Consider the following 19,934-nt stretch of genomic DNA (forward strand, 5'->3'; position numbering starts at 1 on the left):
GGGTGGTGGGATGCCATCCCGCCAGCCACCGACCCAGGCAGAGCCGAGCAGACCAGGGCCAGGGTGACAAGGTCGTTCGTCCGATAGGGCGCTCCACCTTGTCACCCTGGCCCTGGCCCGCTCCACGGTGTGTGGGTCGGCGGCAGACGGGATGGCAGATATGAGGTTGTCGGAGCGTGAGGTGCGCCTACAGGCCGGTGCCGCCGTCGGGCATCTTGTTCCTCTCCGACATGCCGGAGGCGAAGCGCTCTGCGTCGCGCCGATGCTGTTCGCTGGCGGCTCGGCGGGAAGCAGTCGAATCCACATCCGAAGAGAGCTGATTGCGCTGCCGCCGACTTAAGAGAGCGACGATTCCGCCAGCCAGCACCAAAAGCACCACGAGAGAAACCACCACCGTCGTCATACCATCGACGCTACGTCACGCGCGCCACTTTTTGCCATCACCGATGGCCGTACAGCCATCCGTACAGCCAAGCCGGCCGACCTGCCCGGTCGGAGGCCGACCAAAGGCGACATGACGAGCAGGTCAATGGCGGTCACCGATACTGGCCGACAGCGGGCTTGATCTTTGCAATGCAGGTCTGGCGAGCGCCGTTCTCGTGGCGGGGAGCAGTCCGCATCCAGTCCGCAAGAGGTCGACGGACGGTGGGGGAGTGGTGAGAGACGTCGAGAGGTGTTTCCGCTGGTAGGAGCCCACTCGGGCAGGTCACCGGGTCGCCCATCTTGATCTCATAATCCCTCGGTCGCGGGTTCGAACCCCGCCCGCCCCACCAAGCCGTTTCTCCAGCTCAGCCATGGTGCCGACGGCTCGGGTGCACTGCGTCGAGGTCATGGCCGCCTTCACATTGGCCCCTCCGCCACCGCGACACTGGCCGCCGTTGTGCCGCAGCTCGTGCGGCGTCCGGTTCGCAAGCTCGATCGACGCCGAAGCCCGGTCGAAGACCCGGCGACGGAAGTTGTTGTTACGCAACACCTCGCCCGTTGGGGATGTGAACACCAGCTCGTCACCGGGGCACATCAGTGGGCGTCGGGACGTGCGGTCTGCCGATGGGTGGTTGGTTCGGAATCCTTGGTGTCAGGGGACCGACGGTGGCCAGCGATGCCTGCGCCAGTCCTCCCACGTCGCGAATTCTTCCGGCGGGCAGTCGACGGGTTCACTGCCGTCGAGTTCCCCTTCGGTCGGGATGCTGATGAGGGCAGCCCACCTGTCGAGTTCCTCGTCGGACATGTGCCACGTCGTGTGCGGCTCTTCGGTTTGGCGTTGGTCGAGTCGTCTCCGTTGCTCGGCCGGTGGGAGTTCGAAGTAGCGCATCTCCACCGCCGCGCCGAGGTCGGCAGCTGCCTGCCGTAGCGCGGAGCGCTCATCTCGACCCCAGAGACCGAAGTCGATGACGACGTTGATGCCGAGATTGAGGGCGCGCAGCCCAATCTCGATGAGCCGTCCTTCGATCACGTCCGAGGCCGACGGCGGGTTCGCGAGGCCGTACAGGGCCTTTACCCACTCGTCCTTCGTGAGGCGAAGAGCCTGCTCCTCGACTTCTATGCGCCGCGCTTCTGTGGTCTTCCCGGTGCCTGGCAGTCCTACCGTCAGGAACAGAGTCGGTCGTGTCGTCATCGTTTCCCCATCTGAACGGTCGCGCCATCATCGCTGACGCTCGCTCATGCCGCGACCAGCGCGTAGGTGTCGCCGATCAGTTGGCGGACGGGTGTCGCGCATCAGCCGACGGAAGACAAGAGTTCTACACCGCGAACTGCCGAATTGGCCTCTTTAGGATCAAGGCGGCCTGCTGGCGGCGCAAGCGCCGGCATCGGCCTGGCCGGCCGGCCACGCTGACGGGGCCTACCAAGGGCTTGAAGGGCTGTGAGGCGGGACGATCGGCGTAGGCGTCGCTCCCAGTTGAGGTTGGGGCGATCGGCTGCCGCGCAGCGGAGCTGCTTGCCCCCGGCCTCTCGTAGGTCGCCGAATGCGGTTTGACGACGATGAGGACCAGGGCGTGAACCGTCCCCGGGTGCCCGATCCTCTACGCCACCCGCCCGGCATCAAGGGCGCTGCGCGTCGGTATGCCGATGGCCTACAGCCATCCTTGACCCCAACCGGGCACCGCAGTTTTTGGCACCTATCCGGGGGACGGGGGCAGACTGGCGGCTATCCGTCGAGGATCTGGACGGTCTGCGACGGCATCTTGATCCAGAGGGGCAGCCTTGGATGTGAACCGCGACGAATCAACGGTGACCGTCCCACTTGACCGGGCGATTGAGGTAGCTCGCTTCCTTGAGTGCCTCACCCGCTCGATTGACCGGATCGGTTCAAGGATGGCAGGCGGCCATGCAGACGCCGAGACCGTCGACCGCTTCATCGACGAGTGGCTGATCGGCCCTCAAGCGTCTCGGGCGCGAAGGGTCCTATGGGATGCCATCAGTCAGGTGATCGGTGAGGAGGCGGTGGAGGGAATCGCTGAAGCAGTGCCCAGATTCCCGGACGCCCCACCTGATGAGGTGGGACGGCTTCGACAGGAGCTGTCGGCGGGGCAGAAGGCGCTCGATGGGTAGCCGCCTCTTGCGGGACGAGAGGCTTGCGGGCAGTTCGCACCCAGTCCGCAAGAGGCCGACCGCCTCTGGGGGAGTGGTGAGAGATATCGAGAGGTGTTTCCGCTGGTGAGAGCCCCATTCAGGCAGGTCGCTGGGTCGCCCATCTTGATCTCATGATTCCTCGGTGGCGGGATCGAAACCCGCCCGCCCCACCAGCCGTTTCCCCAGCTCAACTACGATCAGGACGTCATCGCGGTGCGACGCCGGGGCGCGACCATTGCGCGGTGGGGCGGCCGTCGAGACGCCACGGGTGCCCGGCGACCCGCGGCCAGCCTTCAGGCGAGTTCTCCCAGTTCTCCTGCCGGCCGTACACCGTGAGATCCAGAGCGTGGTAGGTGGTCGTCAACGCCTCCACGCCCCGCCCGGTGGTCCAGTAGGTCTCGTAGACCTTGTCGCCGTCGCGCAGGTAGCACGCGATGAACCCGAAGTGACGACCGTCGGCCAGAGCCGGGTCGGAGTCTTTCGCCGAATACCAGGGGAACCGGTAGCCCATGAACTCCGCGAACGGGGCGCTTTCGTCGTAGGGACCCTCGCAGAAGACGGCGTAGGTGACGTCCCGAGCATGCAGGTAGTCCAGCGTCTGCATGTGACAGGTCGAGAAGGTGCACCCCTCACACTGATGCTCGTACGGATTGCCGTCGTGCCACATATGGAAGTAGGCGATGAGCATCCGGCGGCCCTCGAACACCTCCACCAGTGGGGTGTCCCCGCCCGGGCCCCGCACCGTCACCGTCGGCATCAAGGTCATCGGTAGCTGACGACGAGCGGCTGCGATCGCGTCTCCTTCGCGGGTGTGGGCCTTCTCCCGTACGAGCAGTTCGTCGCGCTTGCGCAGCCAGGTCTCCCGGTCGACGACCGGGGGCGCGGCGGCGCTGGACGCGGGGGTTGCCGTCATGGCTGTCTCCTTCGTGGAGTGGGGATCGGTCACAGGTACAGACGACCGAGTCGGCGAGTGTCATCGGTGACCGATGACGGATGCGGTCCGCGGTCGTCAGTACGGTTGTGAGCACCACTCAGCCCCGGGGAAATCACATGTCCGACTCGCCTGACGAGCAGGCGGTCTGGCTGCAGCGCGCCTTCGACGAGCACCGGCGTGAGCTGCACCTCCACTGCTACCGCCTCGTCGGGAACGTCACCGACGCGGACGACCTGGTGCAGGAGACCTTCCTGCGTGCCTGGCAGGCTCGCCACCGCTTCGAGGGTCGGGCGTCGGCGCGCACCTGGTTGTACCGGATCGCCACGAACGTCTTCCTCGACAGCCGCAAGGCGGCCGGTCACCGGACGGTGCCGTACGGTGATCCGCTGGAGTGGTCCACCGAGCTCGGTCCCTATCCCGACGCCCTGCTGGCCGACGACGCGCAGGCCGGTCTCGCCGCTCGGGAGACCGTCGAGCTGGCCGTGATCGCGGCGCTCATGTACCTGCCGCCGCGGCAGCGGGCGGCCTTCGTGCTGCGCGACGTCCACGGCTGGACGCCGCAGGAGATCGCCGTCGCGCTCGACACCGCCGTAGCGGCCGTCAACAGCCTCCTCCAGCGGGCCCGCCACACCCTCCGGGGGCGCGCTCCGTCGGACCCGAAGGAATGGCGCCGCCCGCAGCTCACCAGTGAGGACGAAGAGATCCTGCGCCGCTACGCCGACGCGAAGGACCCGGAGACGATACGGGAACTGCTCGCCGAGGACGTACGGATCACGATGCCGCCCGAGCCGCCGGTCGTCGGGATCGACGCGGCCGCGGAGTTCCTCGGCCGACCGCTCGACTGGCGTACCTTCCCCACCTCGGCCAACGGGCGCCCGGCACTGATCAACTATCTCCGCCGGCCCGGCAGCCGGCACTACGAGGCGTTGGTCGTCGACGTACTCCGGATCGAGAACGGGAAGATCGTAGAAAGCAACGCCTTCATCGGTGCCCGTCACGTCGCCGCCTTCGGCATGCCCACCACGCTCGAGGCCTAGACAAGTAAGCCTCAAGCTCAGGATTCCTACGAACTCGGCGGCGTGGTTCCGTCGCAGGGGACACCGACACCTAGTTGTACGTGCGCCGTCTGCCCCCGCGACGTGATGGTGAGCGGTAGGCAGGCCGGCCGCGCAACCCACGTGCCGCCGACGAAGGCCAGCCACTGAGGTCGGTCATCGACAGGTGCGCAGGCGCGCACGTGGGCGCTCACGGCCGGCACCACTGACGAGCCCCATCCGAGACGCGCCTTGTCCTCCCAGCCGGATGCCACCCGAAGATCGACCACTGCGCCGCCGCGTACGACCAGGCCCCATTTGGCGAACAGCCGGGCTGCCGGGTCCGGTTGCCCCGATTCCGCTACTTGAAGCACCGGCCGGGCAGGTACCGCGACGTCCTCTCCCACGAGCCGATAACCCGCCGGCGGTTCCGTGATCGTATCGACCGATTTGGTGCACGACTCCTGCCCGGCGCCCACGTCAGCTGACGGGGTCGCGCTGGGGTCGGTGCCCAGAGACGCAGTTGGCGTGGGTGGTCTGGCCCCACCCTGGCCGGTACCGCTTGAGGACGTACAGGCTGCCGGCGCCGCCATCAGGAAGATGCTGAGCGGCCACCACACCATGCGGCTGGTCCTTCTCACGCGCGTCACCTCCTGAACGGCGAGGCCATCACCGGTAAGGGCACGACTCGTGAAGCGTCACCGTACCCGAGGGCGGGTGCGTTCGATGCCGCCCATCTGAGCCTGCGGCAGCCCGACCAGCTAGACGCGGGCCAGTTCCGCGATGTGCGGACCCACCGCGGAGATGAGCTGAGGCGAGGAATGGTTGGCGGCATCACCGCCTACGCTGCCGGGATGAAGGCGGAAGCGGCGCCGGCCATGCCGACGGCGGACATCGACAGGAGACGGGCGTGAGCAGGCGAAAGGTCTTGCTTGTGGCCGTCGGCCTACTGATCGCGCTGCTGCCGTGTGCCCTGGCCTGGAGGTCACTGTGGCCGGTCCGCATCGACGCTCTGTGCGGCGTTTTCCAGTCCCGGCAGGGTGGGGTCGTCAAGATCGAGCCAGACCGTTCCTTCACGGTCTCTGCGGCCGTGTTCGGTCCGAACGACACGGTTTCCGGGAGCGGCCAGCTGCGCCCGGGTGACCTGGCAGCGGACGGCCATCTAATCCTGACGATGAAGGATGCCAAGGTAAGCCTTGAGCTGGATACGCGGCGCAGTTGGCGAGGGAATGTGAGCCTGTGGCACTGGGCCGACGACCCGGACACCGGGGAACGCGAGACCTTCGTCCAGAAGTCTGCCTGCTAGTCCGCGTCCAGTCCGCAGGGGTCCACCAGGAGTAGTGATCGATGCGAGATGCCGTAAGGCATCGGCCCAGTCCTCAGTAGAGCGCGATATTCGACCAGAAGTCGTGTTGCTGACATCCGAACCGGCCGAATGCCTGATCCTGGCATCAGTGCGCGAACGCCAGGATCTTTTTCAAGCCGGTTGAACGATCCTCGCAAGTTGCGGGTGTGCTGCCGGTCGATCCTCGACGCATTGTCGCGTCGTCTGCATTGTCCCGCTGACCTCTTTTTCCTTCCGTCCGAAGGAGTGCTGTGCCAGTTACCAGGCAATTCGCGGTGCATGGAGCGGATCCGGTCCTCATCGAGGTCAATGGCCAGGACCTGGATATTCGTGGCGAGAGCGCCGGCATCGGACCGGTGGGCCGCAGCGGTCGTACCGAACCGAGATCCTTCGAAGAGTCCCTTCGGAGCGTACGCGCGGCGGCTCTGGAGGCCATGCGCGTGTTCCGCGAGGACCTGGGGCCGAGCGAGGTCAAGCTCACCTTCGCGGTGAAGATGACGGCTGAGATGAACGCCGTCATCGCGAAGACCGCGTACGAAGGAAACCTCGGTGTCGAACTGGTCTGGCGACGGGAAGACTCCGCACCGAAATGATCACCTCCTCTGAACCCTGGCGGCTGCGGATCCGAGCCACGACGAATGATGGTGCTCCGTCGGAGGTGCTGGGAACCGCATTCGTCGTGGCGCCGGGCGTGGCCCTCACGTGCGCTCACGTGGTCGAGGGCCGGGTCCGGTGCTGGGCGGAGGCGCCGGGGGGCTGGGGCTCGGGCCAGGTCTGTTCCACCCGCTACGCGGTGCCGGGCTGGAGTCCGGGCCGGTACGACGGGACCGACGTGGCAGTCGTCGACGTGCCGGAGAGCTGGCCTGCGGCGCCGCTCGGGCCCAGTGCGCCGCCGCGGCCGGAGACGCCGCTCGACGCGCTCGGCTTTCCGGAACAGTATTCGGCGGCGGACGACCGCGGTCAGCGGACCCGGGTCCAGGTCATCGGGCCTGATGAGACCGGGAAGCTCATCCAGGTGAACGGTCTGCCCGGATTCGACGGCCAGATCCAGCGCGGATACAGCGGCGGCCCCGTTGTCGACGTCACGTCGGGCCGCGTCGTCGGCATGGTTTCGACCGCCGACATGGACAAGAGCCTGCGGATCTCGTGGATCATCCCGCTCGCCACGCTGGCTGAGGCCTGGCCGCCGTTGGCGGACCTGCTCCCGGAGCAGATCCGCGTCGACCCGGAATTCGTCGAGGCGGTCGCTGCTCTCAACAATGGGGCGTACGCGCGGGCCCTGGAGCGCTTCAACACGCTCGTGAACATGTATCCACGCGAAGTCGATGTCTACTACTACCGGGTGCTGGCCGCTCTCGGCGGCCGACGCCCCGGCGGGTACCGGTACGAGGTGATCCGGGCGATGGAGAATCTGCTGCAGATCGGCATTCAGATCGAGCCCGGCTATACGAGCAACCATTTGCGAGCCCTCTGGGCGCTGATCATCGAAGACTACTACGAAATCCGTGGCATTCCGACCGACCGTTCCAGGCTGCGCGGCCTTCAGGCGGCGCTGTCGGGCGTCCGCAGTGATCGCGCCCGCGAGATCATCAACCACGTTCCTGCTGTCGAGTGCCCGACCTGGCAGGGGCTCAGCCGAAACCAGGGGATCTGATGCATCCTGAACAACGCGCAGAGCGAGCCGGCAAGTATTTCGCGCCCGAACCGTCCACGCCGGTAGCCCAGTACGTCAAGCTGGCATTCGGTGGCGGACTCCTGCTGATGGCCCTGGTGATGTTCGCCGTCGGTGACGCGGCGATCTGTCTCGGATTCCTCTGTGGGGTCGGCGGCGCCGTGCTCGTCGTCCTGGGGCTCATCGGGCTCTTGAACTATGCGGAGGCGCGCCGGCGCGCCTATCCCCGGGCGACCGATCAGGAGATGGACGCCTGGCTGTACGGGGCCGAGGAAGCCATCGCGCAGATGGGCTACCGGCGGCTGAACATCCACCCCACCGAGCTTTCCCAGGGCAGGCAGCCCTATCTCGTCTTCTACGGAATCCCCGAGCTGTTCTCGGTTCTCCCGTTCCACTGGAACAGGGGACGGGACGGCAAACTCCGCTACTCCGCGTACAAGATCATGATCGTCTACATGTCGAACTGGCGCCTGCCGGTGTACGAGTGCGTGCTCGACATCGCCACCGGGTTCACGATCCGCGACTCCACGAAGGAGTACGCGCTCGGCAACGTGGACGGGATGGAGACGTCCGCGGACCGGGTGAGCGTCTTCAACGAGCAGTGGAAACCCGGCTCCGACGGCAACAGCGGCGGGGTCTTCTCGGGAGCCATCGGCAACGGGCCGAACATGGGTGCACAGTTCGGGCACTACACGCAGCGCCAGATCATCAAACTGCTCGTCTCCGGCCGGGTGGCTGTCGACCTCTGGCTGGGGATCGCGCCCAACGAGGCGATGGGTATCCAGGGTGTGACGGAGCCGTCCTCCGTGGACAGGATGATCTCCCAACTCCGCGAGCACTTGCGGGAACACAGCGGCGCCGCGTATCCCGACGCGCCCGCGGCGTTGAGTGGACCCGCTGTACCGTCGGGTGCGGACCCGACCGCGCTGTTGATGCCGCCGCCGTCCGAAGGCCACACGACCGAGCCGCTCCGCCAGCGTCCTCCTGGCGAGGAGAACGAACAACGCCCCGCGTGAGTCGAGCGCCTCGTCCGTCGTGCGAGTCCGGGCGGCGGACGGGGACGGCGATCAGCCCGTGCGGTTGGTGGCCATCCACGCGGTCGCGAAGTCGACCTGGGCGCGTTGGCGCATCAGCCTGGCCGTCGCGCTGCCGACCCGGCCGACCGTCGCGCCGCCGGTGGCCTCGAAGTCGGCGCCCAGCCGGTCGAAGTCGTCCTCGTCGGTGACGACGTCGGTCCACGTGGTCCACCGGCTCGTTCCGTCCGGCAGCCGTACCGCCGAACCCGTCACCGCCCGCGGCGGCGACGCCTGCCGCCATTCCGCCAGGTGCAGCGAGGTGTTGGAGCTGTGTTCGCAGCCGAGCAGCAGCACCTTGCCGCCGAGCCGGTAGACCGCGCCCAGCGGTGAGCCCTCGCCCAGCGCGTCGTCGAGGCGGTGTCCGTCCACGACATCGGCGGCGTGCGCGCCGAGCGCGGCGAACGACACCTGCGGATGGTCGCTGCGGCGGGCGCCCGGCCAGGTGCGTACCGTCTCGGCGACGGCGCCCATCCACCGGCTCGGCGTGCGCGCCGGGTCGAAGCCCGGGGTGTGCTCGCGGATGACGGGCCACCACGCCTCCGGTACGGGCGGATGCCGCCACCCGGCCGGATCCGTGTTCTCCGGCGTGTGCGTCGGCACCACGAGGGTGCCCTCCGAACCGAGCGCCTCCAGCAGCGCCAGCACCACCGCGTGGGTGCCCCCGGCGACGAACCCGAGACTCCGGTACGACGAGTGCAGCAGCAGGACGTCACCGGAGGTGACGCCGAGCGTGCGCAGGTCGTGCGCGATCGAGGCGACGGTGTGCGGTGCGGCCTGGTCCACGCGGCGCAGTGTAGGCGAGGCCCTGAGCAGGATTCTCGCCGATTCCGGGATAGCGGCGGCGTGCCCGCGCGTCTGTCACTGGTGAACGAGGAGACGAGGGCGGTGCGGTGGACGAGGACGAACGGGCGGTGCTGGCCGAGTTCGTGGCGAGCCGTGCGCCGGCGCTGATACGGGTCGCCTACCTGCTCACCGGCGGGGGATGCCGGTTCACGTAGTCGCGGGCGCGGGGGGAGCGGATCACCCTAGTACTGGTGCGGCATGCGGTGATGGCGAGCAGGTGCGCCTCCCGGTTCCACCCGGCGTGGTCGAACGCCCAGCCCGCCCAGGTCGCGTACACGTGGAAGACCTGGCTCTGACCCGCGAACCGCAACCCCGCGACGCCGATCGGCCGGTCCGGGTAGGTGTCCCGGCACACCCAGGCCGTTCCCGCGGCGTACGCCGGAAGACGCCCGCTGCCGTCACTGCCACCAGCGCACCCTAGCCGAGCGGCCACGTGACGCGTGGACCCTCGCACGTGCCGATCTGAACCCGATTGACATGTGGGGTGGTCGGCGGGGGAGAGTCGGGCATGCGCTTTCAGGTGTCCACACCGCCCGCCGTTCCCGCCGGTACGTTGGCCGCCGGCCCGCAACCGACGTTGCCCGCCGAGGGCGGCCTGGTCCTGCGCCCCTGGGCGGACGGGGACGCGCCGACCGTCCTGGCCGCGTACCAGGATCCGGAGATCCGCCGCTGGCACACCCGCCGGCCCGCGTCGCCGGAGCAGGTCCTCCAGTGGTTCGCCCACTCCCGTCGATCGTGGCAGGAGGAGACGGGCGCGAGCTGGGCGGTGACCCGGGGCGACGAGGTGGTGGGGCGCATGACGTTGGGCGGCGTCAACCTCGACGACGGCGAGGCCGCGTGCGCGTACTGGGTGGTTCCGGCCGCCCGCGGCACCGGCGTGGCCTCCGGCGCGCTGCGGGCGCTGAGCGCGTGGGCGCTCGCGGACGGCCGGCTGCACCGGCTCTGGCTGGACCACTCGACCGGCAACGTCGCGTCGTGCCGGGTGGCGGTCAAGGCCGGGTTCCGGCTGGAGGGCACCAAGCGCAGCGCGGCCGTGCACGACGACGGACGGCACGACATGCACCTGCACGCCCGCGTACGCGGGGACGACTGACCGGGTCACGACTGCGCGGCGGCCACCTCCCGGATGCGCCGCAGCGCCTCCTCCCGCTCCATCCCGGTCGCCTGGAGGATGTCGCTCGCGGCGGTCCGGACCTGCCCCACGATCACCGTGCCGGACAGCCCGGTCCCGGCCAGCTCCGCGCGCGTCGCCGCCGCCACCGCGCTCAGCGCGTGCCGGCGGGCGTCCTCCGGACCCTGGTCCGCGAGAACCTCCTCCTGTACGGCGTGCACCGCCGCGCCGAGCGCCTCCACGGCGTCCGGCAGGCTCTCCGGGATCGGCTCCCCGTCCTCGATCAGCACCACGGCCCGCCGGGCCAGCACCCGGGTGTTCCAGACCGCCTGGTCCACGTCCGGCGCGCCGAGCTGGTAATGCTGAACGGATTGCCGCCTCGGCCACCGGGCCGGGGCGAGGTCGACGGTTTCCTTCGCGCCGCCGAAGACGTCCCAGAACCGGCCCAGGTCCGTGCCGATCGCCTGCGACCGGCTCAGCGCCCGGTCGGCCAGTTCGTGGTCGCGTCGCCGTAGGGCGGTGGCGGTCGCCGCGAGCTGGTCGGCGAGCTGCCGCAACGTCGGCGCGGCCACCCGCCGCATGACCCGCAGCGGGTTGATCGGCACCAGCAGCAGCGTCACCACCAGGCCCACGCCGCCGCCGATCAGCGCGTCCACGAAGCGGGGGAACTCCAGCGTGTGCCGGGACGAGGAGAGCGCGCCGAGCAGCACCGCCGTACCGCTGGCGTTGCCCACGATCCCGCCCCGCGTACTCAATGCCAGCGCGACCAGGACGGACGCCGCGACGATCACGCCGGTCTGCCACACCCCGGCGCCGACGGCACCGATCAGCAGGTCCGACACGATGATGCCGAGCGTCACCCCGGCGAGCAGCTCGACGGTGTTGGAGAGGCGCCGTCCGAACGACGAGGTGATCACCGCGACCGCGGCCGCCGGGGCGAAGATCGGGCTCGGCATGCCGGTGACCCAGCGCGCGACGGCCCAGGCCAGCGCCGCCGCCAGCCCGGCCTGCACGGCGAGTACGGACTTGACCCGCAGCTGCTGCATCCGGTCCCGCCCGGCGGCCCGGCCGCGCTCGTTCACGCGCTCCCACGCCTCGTCGAACCGTTCCGCGTCCAGGCCGGCGCGCCGCGACGACCCCCGCCGGCCGCCGCGCCCCTCCCGCTGCCCGGTCACCGCCGGCGGCTACCCGCAAAAACCGCCGCCAATCCCGGCGTCCGCCGAGGTCAGCCGCCCGGTTCGAGGTACGCGGCCAGGTGCGCCAGCGAGGACGCGATGCCCTCCTCGTGCACCGCCTGGTCGATGCCCGGTGGTACGCCGGTGGCCGTGACCGTCACCTCGGTGCCGTCGCCGGCCGCCGCGAGGTGCCAGGTCATGGTCATGGTGCCCGCGTACGCGGGGTCGTCGGCCTGGAACACGGCGGTCTGCACGACCCGGCGCGCCGGTACGAGTTCGGCGAACCCGACGTCGACCACGTCGGTGGCGTCCGACGTCTTGCCCGGGCTGCCCGCCGGATCGAGATAGGTGAGCACCATCCGGAACCCGCCACCGGGCCGAGGATCCCACCGCTCGATCCGCCCGCGCATCCCGTCCGGCGGCAACCAAGCCTCCAGGGCCGCTCGATCCACGAGCGCCCCGTACACCGCTGCCGGCGCGGCCCCGATCGTCCTGCTGCCCCGATCGACCCTGCTCACCCCCCAACCCTAGGCGCCTCCCACCGCTCGCCGGTCCCGCCCGACGCCGATCTTGGAGTTGTGGCGGTTGACAAATGTCACCGAGTAGGGCGATTCAGGCACCACAACTCCAAGATCGGCGGGGAAGCGGGGGCGGGGCGCGCCGGGTACGCTGCCGCGAATGCCGGTACTACCGCACCCCGACGCCCCTGACGACTCGCTGCTGTTCGATGCCGACGACGTGCCGCTGGCCCGGATGCGGCTGCGGGACGACGACGGCACGCGGGTCGCGGCCGACGTCCGGGCGCTACCCGGGGCGCCGTTCACCCGGCTCGTCGCGCAGGTGCGGCGTGACCTCGCCGGGCATCGGCTGGAGACGCCGGACGAGGCGCTGGCGGCGGCGCTGGTGGCCGACGGGCTGAAGCTGAGCCGGGCCGCCACTGACATGCGGCACGACCTGACCGACGTGCCCGAGCCGGTGGCGCTGCCGGACGGCTGGTCGCTCGGCGCCCCCGGCTGGGACGACGACCTCGCCGCAGGGCTGGACGCGGCGTACGGCCCGGACCACCCGGACGGCCGCTGGCAGCCCAGCGACACCGAACAGGTGCGGGCGATGTTCGACACCGGTGAGCCGGTGCCGCCCCTGGTGCCCGCCTCGGCCCGGCTGATCGACCCGGACGGCCGCAGCGCCGGGCACGTGCTGTGCGCCGGGCCGGTGCCGTGGACCGACGACGACTGCGTCTGGATCCTCAACCTCGGTGTCGCGCCCCGGGCACAGCGGCGCGGGTTCGGGCGGGCGCTGCTCGTCCACGCGTTGCGCGGGGCGCGGGAGGCGGGGCTGCCGTCCGTCGGCCTGTCGGTGGTCGACGGCAACCCGGCCCGCAGGATGTACGACGCGGCCGGTTTCCGCGTCCTCACCCGGGTGCTCACCGTCCGGATCCCCGACGCGTAGCCCGCCGGGGAACCTTCAGGCGCCGGTGAGCAGAGGGTGGTGCTCGGACCAGAGCCAGCGCAGGTAGTCGCGTAGCCGTTCCGGGGTGGCGATCCACCCCTGGCCGGGATAGCGGAGCAGACGGCTGACCTCGCCGGCCACCAGGTCGTACCCGGCCGCGCCGGTCTCCGGCACCGGGGCGTCCGGTGCGACAGCCACTGGTAGCGGCACCATCGGGATCCGCAGGCCGGCGTCGTCGCAGGCCCGCAGCACGGTGAGATAGACCCGGACCAGGTGGTACGGCGAGACGACGAGCGCGACGCTGCCGATGCCCAGCGCCCGTACCTGCTCCACGACCCAGGTGGCCTGCCGGCCGGTGCCGGTGACCGGCTCGGCCTGGAGCACGACCCCGTCGACCCGGCGCAGACCGAGTCCGCGCAGCCGGTCCAGTGTGAGCGGGCGGTACGTCCGCTCGGCCGAGTCGGTGTTCGCCACCAGCAGGTGCCGCAGCGCCGGGCCGGTCTCCCAGGCGCGGATCGCGTCGGTGAGACGCCAGTCCTCGCCCTGGCCGGTGGCCACCACCAGCGCGTCCACCCGCTCGGCGGCGCGGTGGGGGAGCGTGAGGACCATCGTGACCGCCTCCAGCACCGCCAGGAGCCGGTCGGCGGGGACGTCCGCGAACGCCTCCGGCCCCACGAGCCGTGGCAGCGGGCGGGACACACTCGTCACGCCCGCGATCTTGCCACCATCGGTTCGCCGGCGGGTGAGAGAGTGGCATGGTGCGGGTGGGGATCCTCGGGCCGCTTGAGGTCCGCGACGGCGACCGGCCGCTCGACGTCGCCGGGGCGCGGCTGCGGGCGCTGCTGATCCGCCTCGCGCTGGACCCGGGCCGGCCGGTGAGCGTACCCGCGCTGGCCGAGGCGCTCTGGGGCGACGAGCCGCCCACCGACACCGCCAACGCGGTGCAGACGCTCGTGTCGCGGCTGCGCCGGGCGGTGCCCGGGCTCGGGGTACGCAGCAGCCCGGCGGGCTACCGGCTCGACCTGGACCCGGACGACGTGGACGCCGGGCGGTTCGAGCGGCTGACCCGGCAGGGGCGGGCGGCGCTGCGCGACGGGGACGCGGCGACGGCGCGGACGACGTTGCGCGACGCGCTCGCGCTGTGGCGGGGGCCGGCGCTGGCCGAGGTCGCCGACGCGCCGTACGCGGCGGCAGCGGTGGCGCGGCTGGCGGAACTGCGGCTCACCGCGCAGGAGGACCGGATCGAGGCGGAGCTGCGCGCCGGGCGGCCGGAACTGCTGGTCGCCGAGCTGGAGGAGCTGACCGCCGCGCATCCGCTGCGGGAGCGGCTGGCCGAACTGCACCTGCGTACGCTCGCCGCCGCCGGGCGGCCCGCCGAGGCGCTCGCCGCGTACGAGCGGATCCGGCAGCGGCTCGCCGACGAGCTGGGCGTCGACCCGTCGCCGCAGTTGCGGGCCGCGCACCTGGAGCTGCTGCGCGGCGAGGCGGCCCCGCCGCAGCCGACGGCCGTGACGCGGGGCAACCTGCGGGCCGCGCTCACCACGTTCGTCGGGCGCGACGAGGACCTGCGCCGGCTCACCGGGCTGCTCGCCGGCAACCGGCTGGTCACCCTGCTCGGGCCGGGCGGAGCCGGCAAGACGCGGCTGGCGAGCGTGGCGGCGGGCCGGCTCGCCGACGGCGTACCCGGCGGGGCGTGGCTGGTCGAGCTGGCACCGATCACCGACCCGGCGGACGTGCCCCGGGCCGTGCTCGACACGCTCGGGCGGCGGGACCGGAAGCTGGAACCGGTACGCCAGCCGGCCCGCGACACGCTCGGCCGCCTGGTGGACACGATCGCCACCGACGAGACGCTGATCGTGCTGGACAACTGCGAACACGTCGTCGAGGCCGCCGCCCGGCTCGCCGAGGACCTGCTCGGCCACTGTCCGGGGCTGCGCGTGCTGGCCACCTCCCGGGAGCCGCTCGGCATCGTCGGCGAGGTGCTGGAACCCGTACCCCCGTTGCGGCTGCCACCGGCGGACGCCACGCCGGGCGACGCGCTCGCGTACCCGTCGGTGCAGTTGCTGCGCGACCGGGCCGCCGCCGTGCGGCCCGGGTTCGCGGTGACCGGCGAGAACGTGGCGGCAGTGGTGGAGATCTGCCGGCGGCTCGACGGCCTGCCGCTGGCCATCGAACTCGCGGCGGCGCGCCTGCGGACGCTGTCGCCGCGGCAGGTCGCGGCCGGTCTGGACGACCGGTTCCGGCTGCTGACCGGCGGCAGCCGCACCGCGCTGCCCCGGCACCGCACGCTGCGGGCGGTGGTGGACTGGAGCTGGGGGCTGCTCACCGACGACGAGCGGCAGCTCGCCGAACGGCTCGCGGTCTTCCCGGCGTCGGTCACCGCCGACTCGGCGGCCGGCGTCGCCGGCCCGGCCGCCGTCGCGCTGCTCGACGCGCTCGTGGACAAGTCGCTGCTCCAGGTGGTCGGCGACGGGCGGTTCCGGATGCTGGAGACCATCCGGGAGTACGGGCTGGAACGGCTCGCCGCCGCCGGGGCGTCGGCCGGGGCGCGCGCCGCGCACGCGGCGTACTTCCGGGAGCTGGTCCGGACCGCGGAGCCGCACCTGCGCACGGCCGGTCAGCTGCCGTGGCTGCGGCTGCTGGAGGCGGAACGGGAGAACATCGTCGGCGCGCTGCACTACGCCTGCGACGCCGGTGACGCCGACACCGCGCTGCGCATCGGCGCGGGGCTGGCGTTGCCGCTGGTGATCTGGGGCGACGGCGGCATCGGCGGTGACGTGCTGGCCCGCGCGCTGGCGCTGCCCGGCCCGGCCCCGGCGGAGGAGCGGGCGGTGGTGCTCGCCATCCGCATCGGTTCGGAGCTGGCAGGCGGCGAGCGGGGGCCGACGCCGGAGCAGATCGCCGAGCTGACCACGACCCTGCGGGCGGTGGAGGGGACCAAGCATCCGATCGTGGGGCTGCTCGCGCCGATGCTGTCGATCTTCGACGACGACACGGCGGCCGGGATCGCGGCGATCGACCGGGCGCGCGGGCATCCCGACCCGTGGACCGACGGCACGCTGCTGGGGGTACGCGGCAAGTTCAAGGAGAACGACGGCGACGCCGACGGCATGCTGCGTGACCTGACCGACGCCGCCGCGGAGCTGCGCGCGGTCGGCGAGCGGATGAGCCTGTCGCACGTGCTCAGCGAGTACGCCGACGCGCTCACCAAACGCGGCGACTTCGAGGCGGCGACCGCGGCGCTGGAGGAGTCGGTGCGGCTGGCCCGGGAACTCAACCCGGCCTCCGAGCCCGGCTTCCAGCTGATCTGGCTCGCCGCCATCCGGGCCCGCTCCGGCGACGTGGCCGGCGCCAAGGCCGAACTGCGCCGGTTCGTGACCGACCGGGACGGCCGGGACGGCGCGTTCGGGCTGATGATGCTCGGCAGCATCGCCCGCTCCGAGGGGTCGCTGGACGAGGCGCAGGAGTGCCTCGCCGAGGCGACGCGCCGCCAGGACGAGACGCCGTTGGCCGCCCCGCAGTTCCGTGCCCTGCTGCTGACCGAGACGGGCCATCTGGCGCTGGCCCGCGGTGACCTGCCGGGTGCGCGTCGCTGTCTCGACGATGCGACCACGCGCAGCCTCGCCGCCCGGGACATGCCGGTGGTCGCGATCGTCACTGTCGGCTGGGTGGCGTTGGCGGTGGCCGATGGCCGGTACGAGCGCGCGGCCGAACTGCTCGGCGTCTCCGACTCGCTGCGCGGGCGGCCGGACCGCTCCAATCCCGACGCGCAGCGGCTCGCCGAGCGGCTGCGCGCCGAGCTGGGCGAGGAGAGCTACGCCGCCGCGTACGCCCGGGGTAACGGCCGCAGCCGGGCCGACGCCCTCGCGTTCGTGGGCGGCGACCCGGCTGGATGAGGCGCCCTCAGGCGCGGCGGCGGTAGGCGCGGACGGCGAGCGGCGCGAACACCGCGATGATCGCCACGGTCCAGAGCAGCGACCGGGTCACCGGCCCGGCCACCGGGCCGCCGATCATCAGACCCCGGGCCGCCTCCATCACGTCGGCCACCGGGTTGACCCCGACCCACCACTGCAACCAGCCGGGCAGCGTGTCCGTCGGCACCATCATGTTGGTGCCGAAGGTCAGCGGGAACAGCAGCAGGAACGCCGTGCCCTGCACCGCGCCCGGGCTGCGCATCAGCACCCCGAGCAGCACGCCGATCCAGCTGACCGCGAACGCGAACGCGATGGTCAGCAGGCAGGCGGCGAGCGCGGACAGCGGGTCGGTGCCGATCCGGAAGCCGAGCGCGTAGCCGAACCCCAGCAGCACCGCGATGGAGACCACGAACCGGACCAGGTCGCCGACCACCGAGCCGACGAGCGGCGCGGACCGGGCGATCGGCAGGCTGCGGAACCTGTCGAAGACGCCCTTCTCGACGTCGGTGTTGAGGCTGACGCCGGTGGCGATGGACGCGAACAGCACGGTCTGCACCATGATCGCGGGCAGCAGGAACTGCAGGTACTCGTGCTGCGAGCCGGCGACCGCGCCGCCGAGCAGGTAGACGAAGATCAGCACGAAGACGACCGGCTGGAGCGTGACGTCGAGCAGTTGTTCCGGGGTCCGGATCGTCTTGACCAGGCTGCGGCCGGCCAGCGCGAGACTGTGCCGGACCAGCCCGAACGGACGGGCGGAGGCGCGGGGCGTGCCGGTCCGGGGCGGCGGCGTCGCCGTACGGGTCGTCGTGGTCATGCCGCCACCTCCGCCTGCTCCTCGGCGCCGTGGCCGGTCAACGTGAAGAACACCTCGTCGAGGCTGGGCAGCCGCAGCGCCAGCTCGACCACTCCGATGCCGGCGTCGTCGAGCCGGCGGACCACAGCGGTGAACGGGGTGTCGTCGTCCACCGGCACGGTGAGCACGCCCGGCCGGGGCAGCTCGGGATCGGTCCCGGTGGCGGCGCGCAGGATCTCGGCGACCGCGCCGATCCGGCCCGGATCGGTCGGCCGGACCACGATCGTCTGGCTGCCGGCGATCCGCTTCAGCTCGCCCGGCGTGCCGTGCGCGATCACCCGGCCGTGGTCGATCACCGAGATCTCGTCGGCGAGCGCGTCGGCCTCGTCCAGGTACTGCGTGGTCAGCAGCACCGTCGACCCGTCGTCGACGAGCGAGCGGACCACGCCCCACATCTCCTCCCGCTTCGCCGGGTCCAGCCCGGTCGTCGGCTCGTCCAGGTAGATCACCTCCGGCCGGCCGACCAGGCTCGCGGCCAGGTCCAGGCGGCGGCGCATACCCCCGGAGTACGTCTTGGCCGGGCGTCCGGCCGCGTCGGTCAGGCCGAACCAGGCGAGCAGCTCCGCCGCCCGCGCCCGCGCCTCGTGGCGGCTCAGGTCGAGCAGCCGGCCGATCAGCACCAGGTTCTGGGTGCCGGTCAGGTCCTCGTCCACCGAGGCGTACTGGCCGGTCAGCCCGATCAGCCGCCGTACCCGGGCGGCGTCGGTGACCACGTCGTAGCCGCCGACAGTCGCGCGCCCCCCGTCCGGGCGCAACAGCGTGGCGAGGATCCGTACCGCAGTGGTCTTGCCGGCGCCGTTGGGCCCCAACACCCCCAGCACGGTCCCCCGGCGTGCGGCGAGGTCGATCCCGGCCAGCGCGGTGGTCGTACCGAACCGCTTGACCAGGCCCTCCGCTTCGAATGCGTAACTCATGACGCCGACGATGGCCGGGGCCGCTGGCACCGGGCGCACACGCCGCGCACACCGCCGTGTGCGCGGCGGCGAAATCGAGTACGCGTGCTCATTCGCCAGCCCCGCCGGCCGGGCAGGATCGAAGGCGTGACGACGAGACGTACGCTGCTCGGCGGTCTGTTCCTGGCGCTGGCCACGGCCGGCGCCTGGGTGGCCTGGCTGAGCTGGGAGTCCGGCTGGACCGTGGACCCGCAGACCGGCGACATGAGCGGGCCGTACGCGGTCTGGCAGGTCGCCGCCGCGGTGCTGACCCTGGGCGCGCTGGCCGCCGTCGCCGGCTGGTGGCTGAACATCTGGCTGGTGGCGACCGTGATGACAGTGGCGTTCACCGTTCCGTGGGCGGTGCACGCCGCCTCGACCGACGACACCGGCCTGTGGGCGGTCGGGGCGGCGCTGGTGGCGATCGGCACCACCATCGGAACGACGCTTGTCGGCGGCGCCGCCGGGTGGCTGCGCCGCCGGACCGGGTGACCGCAGTCGTCAGTCGCGGTTCAGGCGTTCGGCGTACGCGTCGCGCAGGTCCGCCCAGCCGAAGTCCTTCGCCTCCGCGCCCCGGATCGGGCCGACCGGGTCGTCGTCGAGCAGATGCGCGGCGACGTCGAGGCAGATGTGCCAGCCGGCGGCAGTCATCGGGGCGAGGTCGGGACCGCCGACCCGGTGCCGCAGCGTGAGCGTGGTGCCGTCGCCGTTGGCGGCCAGCTCCCAGCGCAGCAGGTCGTCGCCCCAGGTGTACTCCAGCAGGTGCGGCCGGTCGGCGCGCAGCACCCGGGCCGGCGCCGGGTAGCTCTGGTCGCCGTCGACGGCGCTGAGTACGGCGTCGCCGGGGCGGCCCAGGTCACGGTCGGCCAGGAACGGCGCCCACTCGGCGAGCCGATCCGGGTCGGTGAGCGCGGCCCACACGGTTTCCGGCGGGTGCCGCAGGTCGCGGACGAAGACCAGTTCGCTTTCGGGTGTCAGCCTCACCCGGGCGAGTGGGCCGGGGCGGAACGTGGCGCGGTCCATCT

20 protein-coding genes are annotated in these 19,934 nt (G+C 71.5%); 10 read left to right on the plus strand and 10 right to left on the minus strand.

Annotation, left to right across the window (positions count from 1 at the left end; genetic code table 11):
- Window positions 1-187: 187 nt before the first annotated feature.
- Window positions 188-403: a hypothetical protein gene (locus A4R25_RS24260; RefSeq protein WP_064448186.1), complete on the minus strand. Its 216-nt coding sequence runs from the start codon at window positions 401-403 to the stop codon at window positions 188-190.
- Window positions 404-1,075: 672 nt separating this feature from the next.
- A complete protein-coding gene (locus tag A4R25_RS24265; RefSeq protein ID WP_064448187.1) occupies window positions 1,076-1,615 on the minus strand; it encodes an ATP-binding protein in 540 nt (179 codons plus the stop codon).
- 593 nt (window positions 1,616-2,208) lie between these two features.
- On the opposite strand from A4R25_RS24265, the gene A4R25_RS24270 reads away from it, so the two are divergent.
- Complete coding sequence (locus A4R25_RS24270) at window positions 2,209-2,550, plus strand: hypothetical protein (protein WP_231915629.1); 342 nt, start codon at window positions 2,209-2,211, stop codon at window positions 2,548-2,550.
- Between the two features lie 226 nt (window positions 2,551-2,776).
- Here A4R25_RS24270 and A4R25_RS24275 read toward each other — a convergent pair whose 3' ends face one another.
- On the minus strand, window positions 2,777-3,484 hold the full coding sequence (locus A4R25_RS24275) for a DUF899 family protein (RefSeq protein WP_064448313.1): 708 nt from the start codon (window positions 3,482-3,484) through the stop codon (window positions 2,777-2,779).
- A gap of 137 nt (window positions 3,485-3,621) precedes the next feature.
- Between A4R25_RS24275 and A4R25_RS24280 the strand changes: the two genes are divergently transcribed.
- The 5 genes from A4R25_RS24280 (at window position 3,622) to A4R25_RS24305 (ending at window position 8,572) form a co-directional block, all read left to right on the plus strand.
- Window positions 3,622-4,542 (plus strand): RNA polymerase subunit sigma-70, encoded by a 921-nt coding sequence (locus A4R25_RS24280; protein ID WP_064448189.1) that lies wholly within the window; start codon window positions 3,622-3,624, stop codon window positions 4,540-4,542.
- Window positions 4,543-5,449: 907 nt separating this feature from the next.
- The gene (locus tag A4R25_RS24290) at window positions 5,450-5,845 is read left to right on the plus strand and encodes a hypothetical protein (RefSeq protein WP_064448191.1); all 396 of its coding nucleotides are present in this window, start codon (window positions 5,450-5,452) and stop codon (window positions 5,843-5,845) included.
- 290 nt (window positions 5,846-6,135) lie between these two features.
- Complete coding sequence (locus tag A4R25_RS24295) at window positions 6,136-6,477, plus strand: CU044_2847 family protein (protein WP_064448192.1); 342 nt, start codon at window positions 6,136-6,138, stop codon at window positions 6,475-6,477.
- The gene (locus A4R25_RS24300) at window positions 6,474-7,538 is read left to right on the plus strand and encodes a serine protease (RefSeq protein WP_082931125.1); all 1,065 of its coding nucleotides are present in this window, start codon (window positions 6,474-6,476) and stop codon (window positions 7,536-7,538) included. Before A4R25_RS24295 ends, A4R25_RS24300 begins: the two co-directional genes overlap by 4 nt.
- Window positions 7,538-8,572: a hypothetical protein gene (locus A4R25_RS24305; protein ID WP_124778941.1), complete on the plus strand. Its 1,035-nt coding sequence runs from the start codon at window positions 7,538-7,540 to the stop codon at window positions 8,570-8,572. The genes A4R25_RS24300 and A4R25_RS24305 overlap by 1 nt, the downstream gene beginning before the upstream one ends.
- Window positions 8,573-8,623: 51 nt before the next feature.
- Here the strand turns inward: A4R25_RS24305 and A4R25_RS24310 are convergent, their stop codons facing one another.
- Window positions 8,624-9,415: an aminoglycoside N(3)-acetyltransferase gene (locus tag A4R25_RS24310; RefSeq protein WP_064448195.1), complete on the minus strand. Its 792-nt coding sequence runs from the start codon at window positions 9,413-9,415 to the stop codon at window positions 8,624-8,626.
- A gap of 568 nt (window positions 9,416-9,983) precedes the next feature.
- Between A4R25_RS24310 and A4R25_RS24315 the strand changes: the two genes are divergently transcribed.
- Complete coding sequence (locus A4R25_RS24315; RefSeq protein WP_043329118.1) at window positions 9,984-10,568, plus strand: GNAT family N-acetyltransferase; 585 nt, start codon at window positions 9,984-9,986, stop codon at window positions 10,566-10,568.
- Window positions 10,569-10,573: 5 nt separating this feature from the next.
- On the opposite strand, the gene A4R25_RS24320 is transcribed toward A4R25_RS24315, so the two are convergent.
- Window positions 10,574-11,761 (minus strand): aromatic acid exporter family protein, encoded by a 1,188-nt coding sequence (locus A4R25_RS24320; protein ID WP_064448196.1) that lies wholly within the window; start codon window positions 11,759-11,761, stop codon window positions 10,574-10,576.
- Between the two features lie 50 nt (window positions 11,762-11,811).
- On the minus strand, window positions 11,812-12,279 hold the full coding sequence (locus tag A4R25_RS24325) for an SRPBCC family protein (RefSeq protein WP_043329119.1): 468 nt from the start codon (window positions 12,277-12,279) through the stop codon (window positions 11,812-11,814).
- 160 nt (window positions 12,280-12,439) lie between these two features.
- Between A4R25_RS24325 and A4R25_RS24330 the strand changes: the two genes are divergently transcribed.
- A complete protein-coding gene (locus A4R25_RS24330) occupies window positions 12,440-13,210 on the plus strand; it encodes a GNAT family N-acetyltransferase (RefSeq protein WP_064448197.1) in 771 nt (256 codons plus the stop codon).
- 15 nt (window positions 13,211-13,225) lie between these two features.
- Here A4R25_RS24330 and A4R25_RS24335 read toward each other — a convergent pair whose 3' ends face one another.
- Window positions 13,226-13,918, minus strand: a complete 693-nt coding sequence (locus A4R25_RS24335; RefSeq protein WP_373888015.1) for a hypothetical protein — start codon at window positions 13,916-13,918, stop codon at window positions 13,226-13,228.
- Between the two features lie 47 nt (window positions 13,919-13,965).
- Between A4R25_RS24335 and A4R25_RS24340 the strand changes: the two genes are divergently transcribed.
- A complete protein-coding gene (locus A4R25_RS24340) occupies window positions 13,966-17,106 on the plus strand; it encodes a BTAD domain-containing putative transcriptional regulator (protein ID WP_082931126.1) in 3,141 nt (1,046 codons plus the stop codon).
- A 7-nt stretch (window positions 17,107-17,113) separates the two neighbouring features.
- Here A4R25_RS24340 and A4R25_RS24345 read toward each other — a convergent pair whose 3' ends face one another.
- Both A4R25_RS24345 and A4R25_RS24350 read right to left on the minus strand, forming a co-directional pair.
- Window positions 17,114-17,938 carry an ABC transporter permease gene (locus tag A4R25_RS24345; protein WP_064448199.1) on the minus strand — a complete coding sequence of 275 codons (825 nt, stop codon included), beginning with the start codon at window positions 17,936-17,938 and terminating at the stop codon, window positions 17,114-17,116.
- Entirely contained in the window at window positions 17,935-18,891 is a 957-nt protein-coding gene (locus A4R25_RS24350) for a daunorubicin resistance protein DrrA family ABC transporter ATP-binding protein (RefSeq protein WP_043331034.1), read from the minus strand. Before A4R25_RS24350 ends, A4R25_RS24345 begins: the two co-directional genes overlap by 4 nt.
- 126 nt (window positions 18,892-19,017) lie before the next feature.
- Here A4R25_RS24350 and A4R25_RS24355 point away from each other — a divergent pair, with 126 nt between their 5' ends.
- Window positions 19,018-19,401: a hypothetical protein gene (locus tag A4R25_RS24355; RefSeq protein ID WP_043329122.1), complete on the plus strand. Its 384-nt coding sequence runs from the start codon at window positions 19,018-19,020 to the stop codon at window positions 19,399-19,401.
- 9 nt (window positions 19,402-19,410) lie between these two features.
- On the opposite strand, the gene A4R25_RS24360 is transcribed toward A4R25_RS24355, so the two are convergent.
- Window positions 19,411-19,932, minus strand: a complete 522-nt coding sequence (locus A4R25_RS24360; RefSeq protein WP_064448200.1) for an SRPBCC family protein — start codon at window positions 19,930-19,932, stop codon at window positions 19,411-19,413.
- Window positions 19,933-19,934: the final 2 nt, after the last annotated feature.

Origin of the sequence: Micromonospora sp. NBRC 110037, from assembly GCF_001652995.1 — a bacterium.
Taxonomy (GTDB): domain Bacteria; phylum Actinomycetota; class Actinomycetes; order Mycobacteriales; family Micromonosporaceae; genus Micromonospora; species Micromonospora chalcea.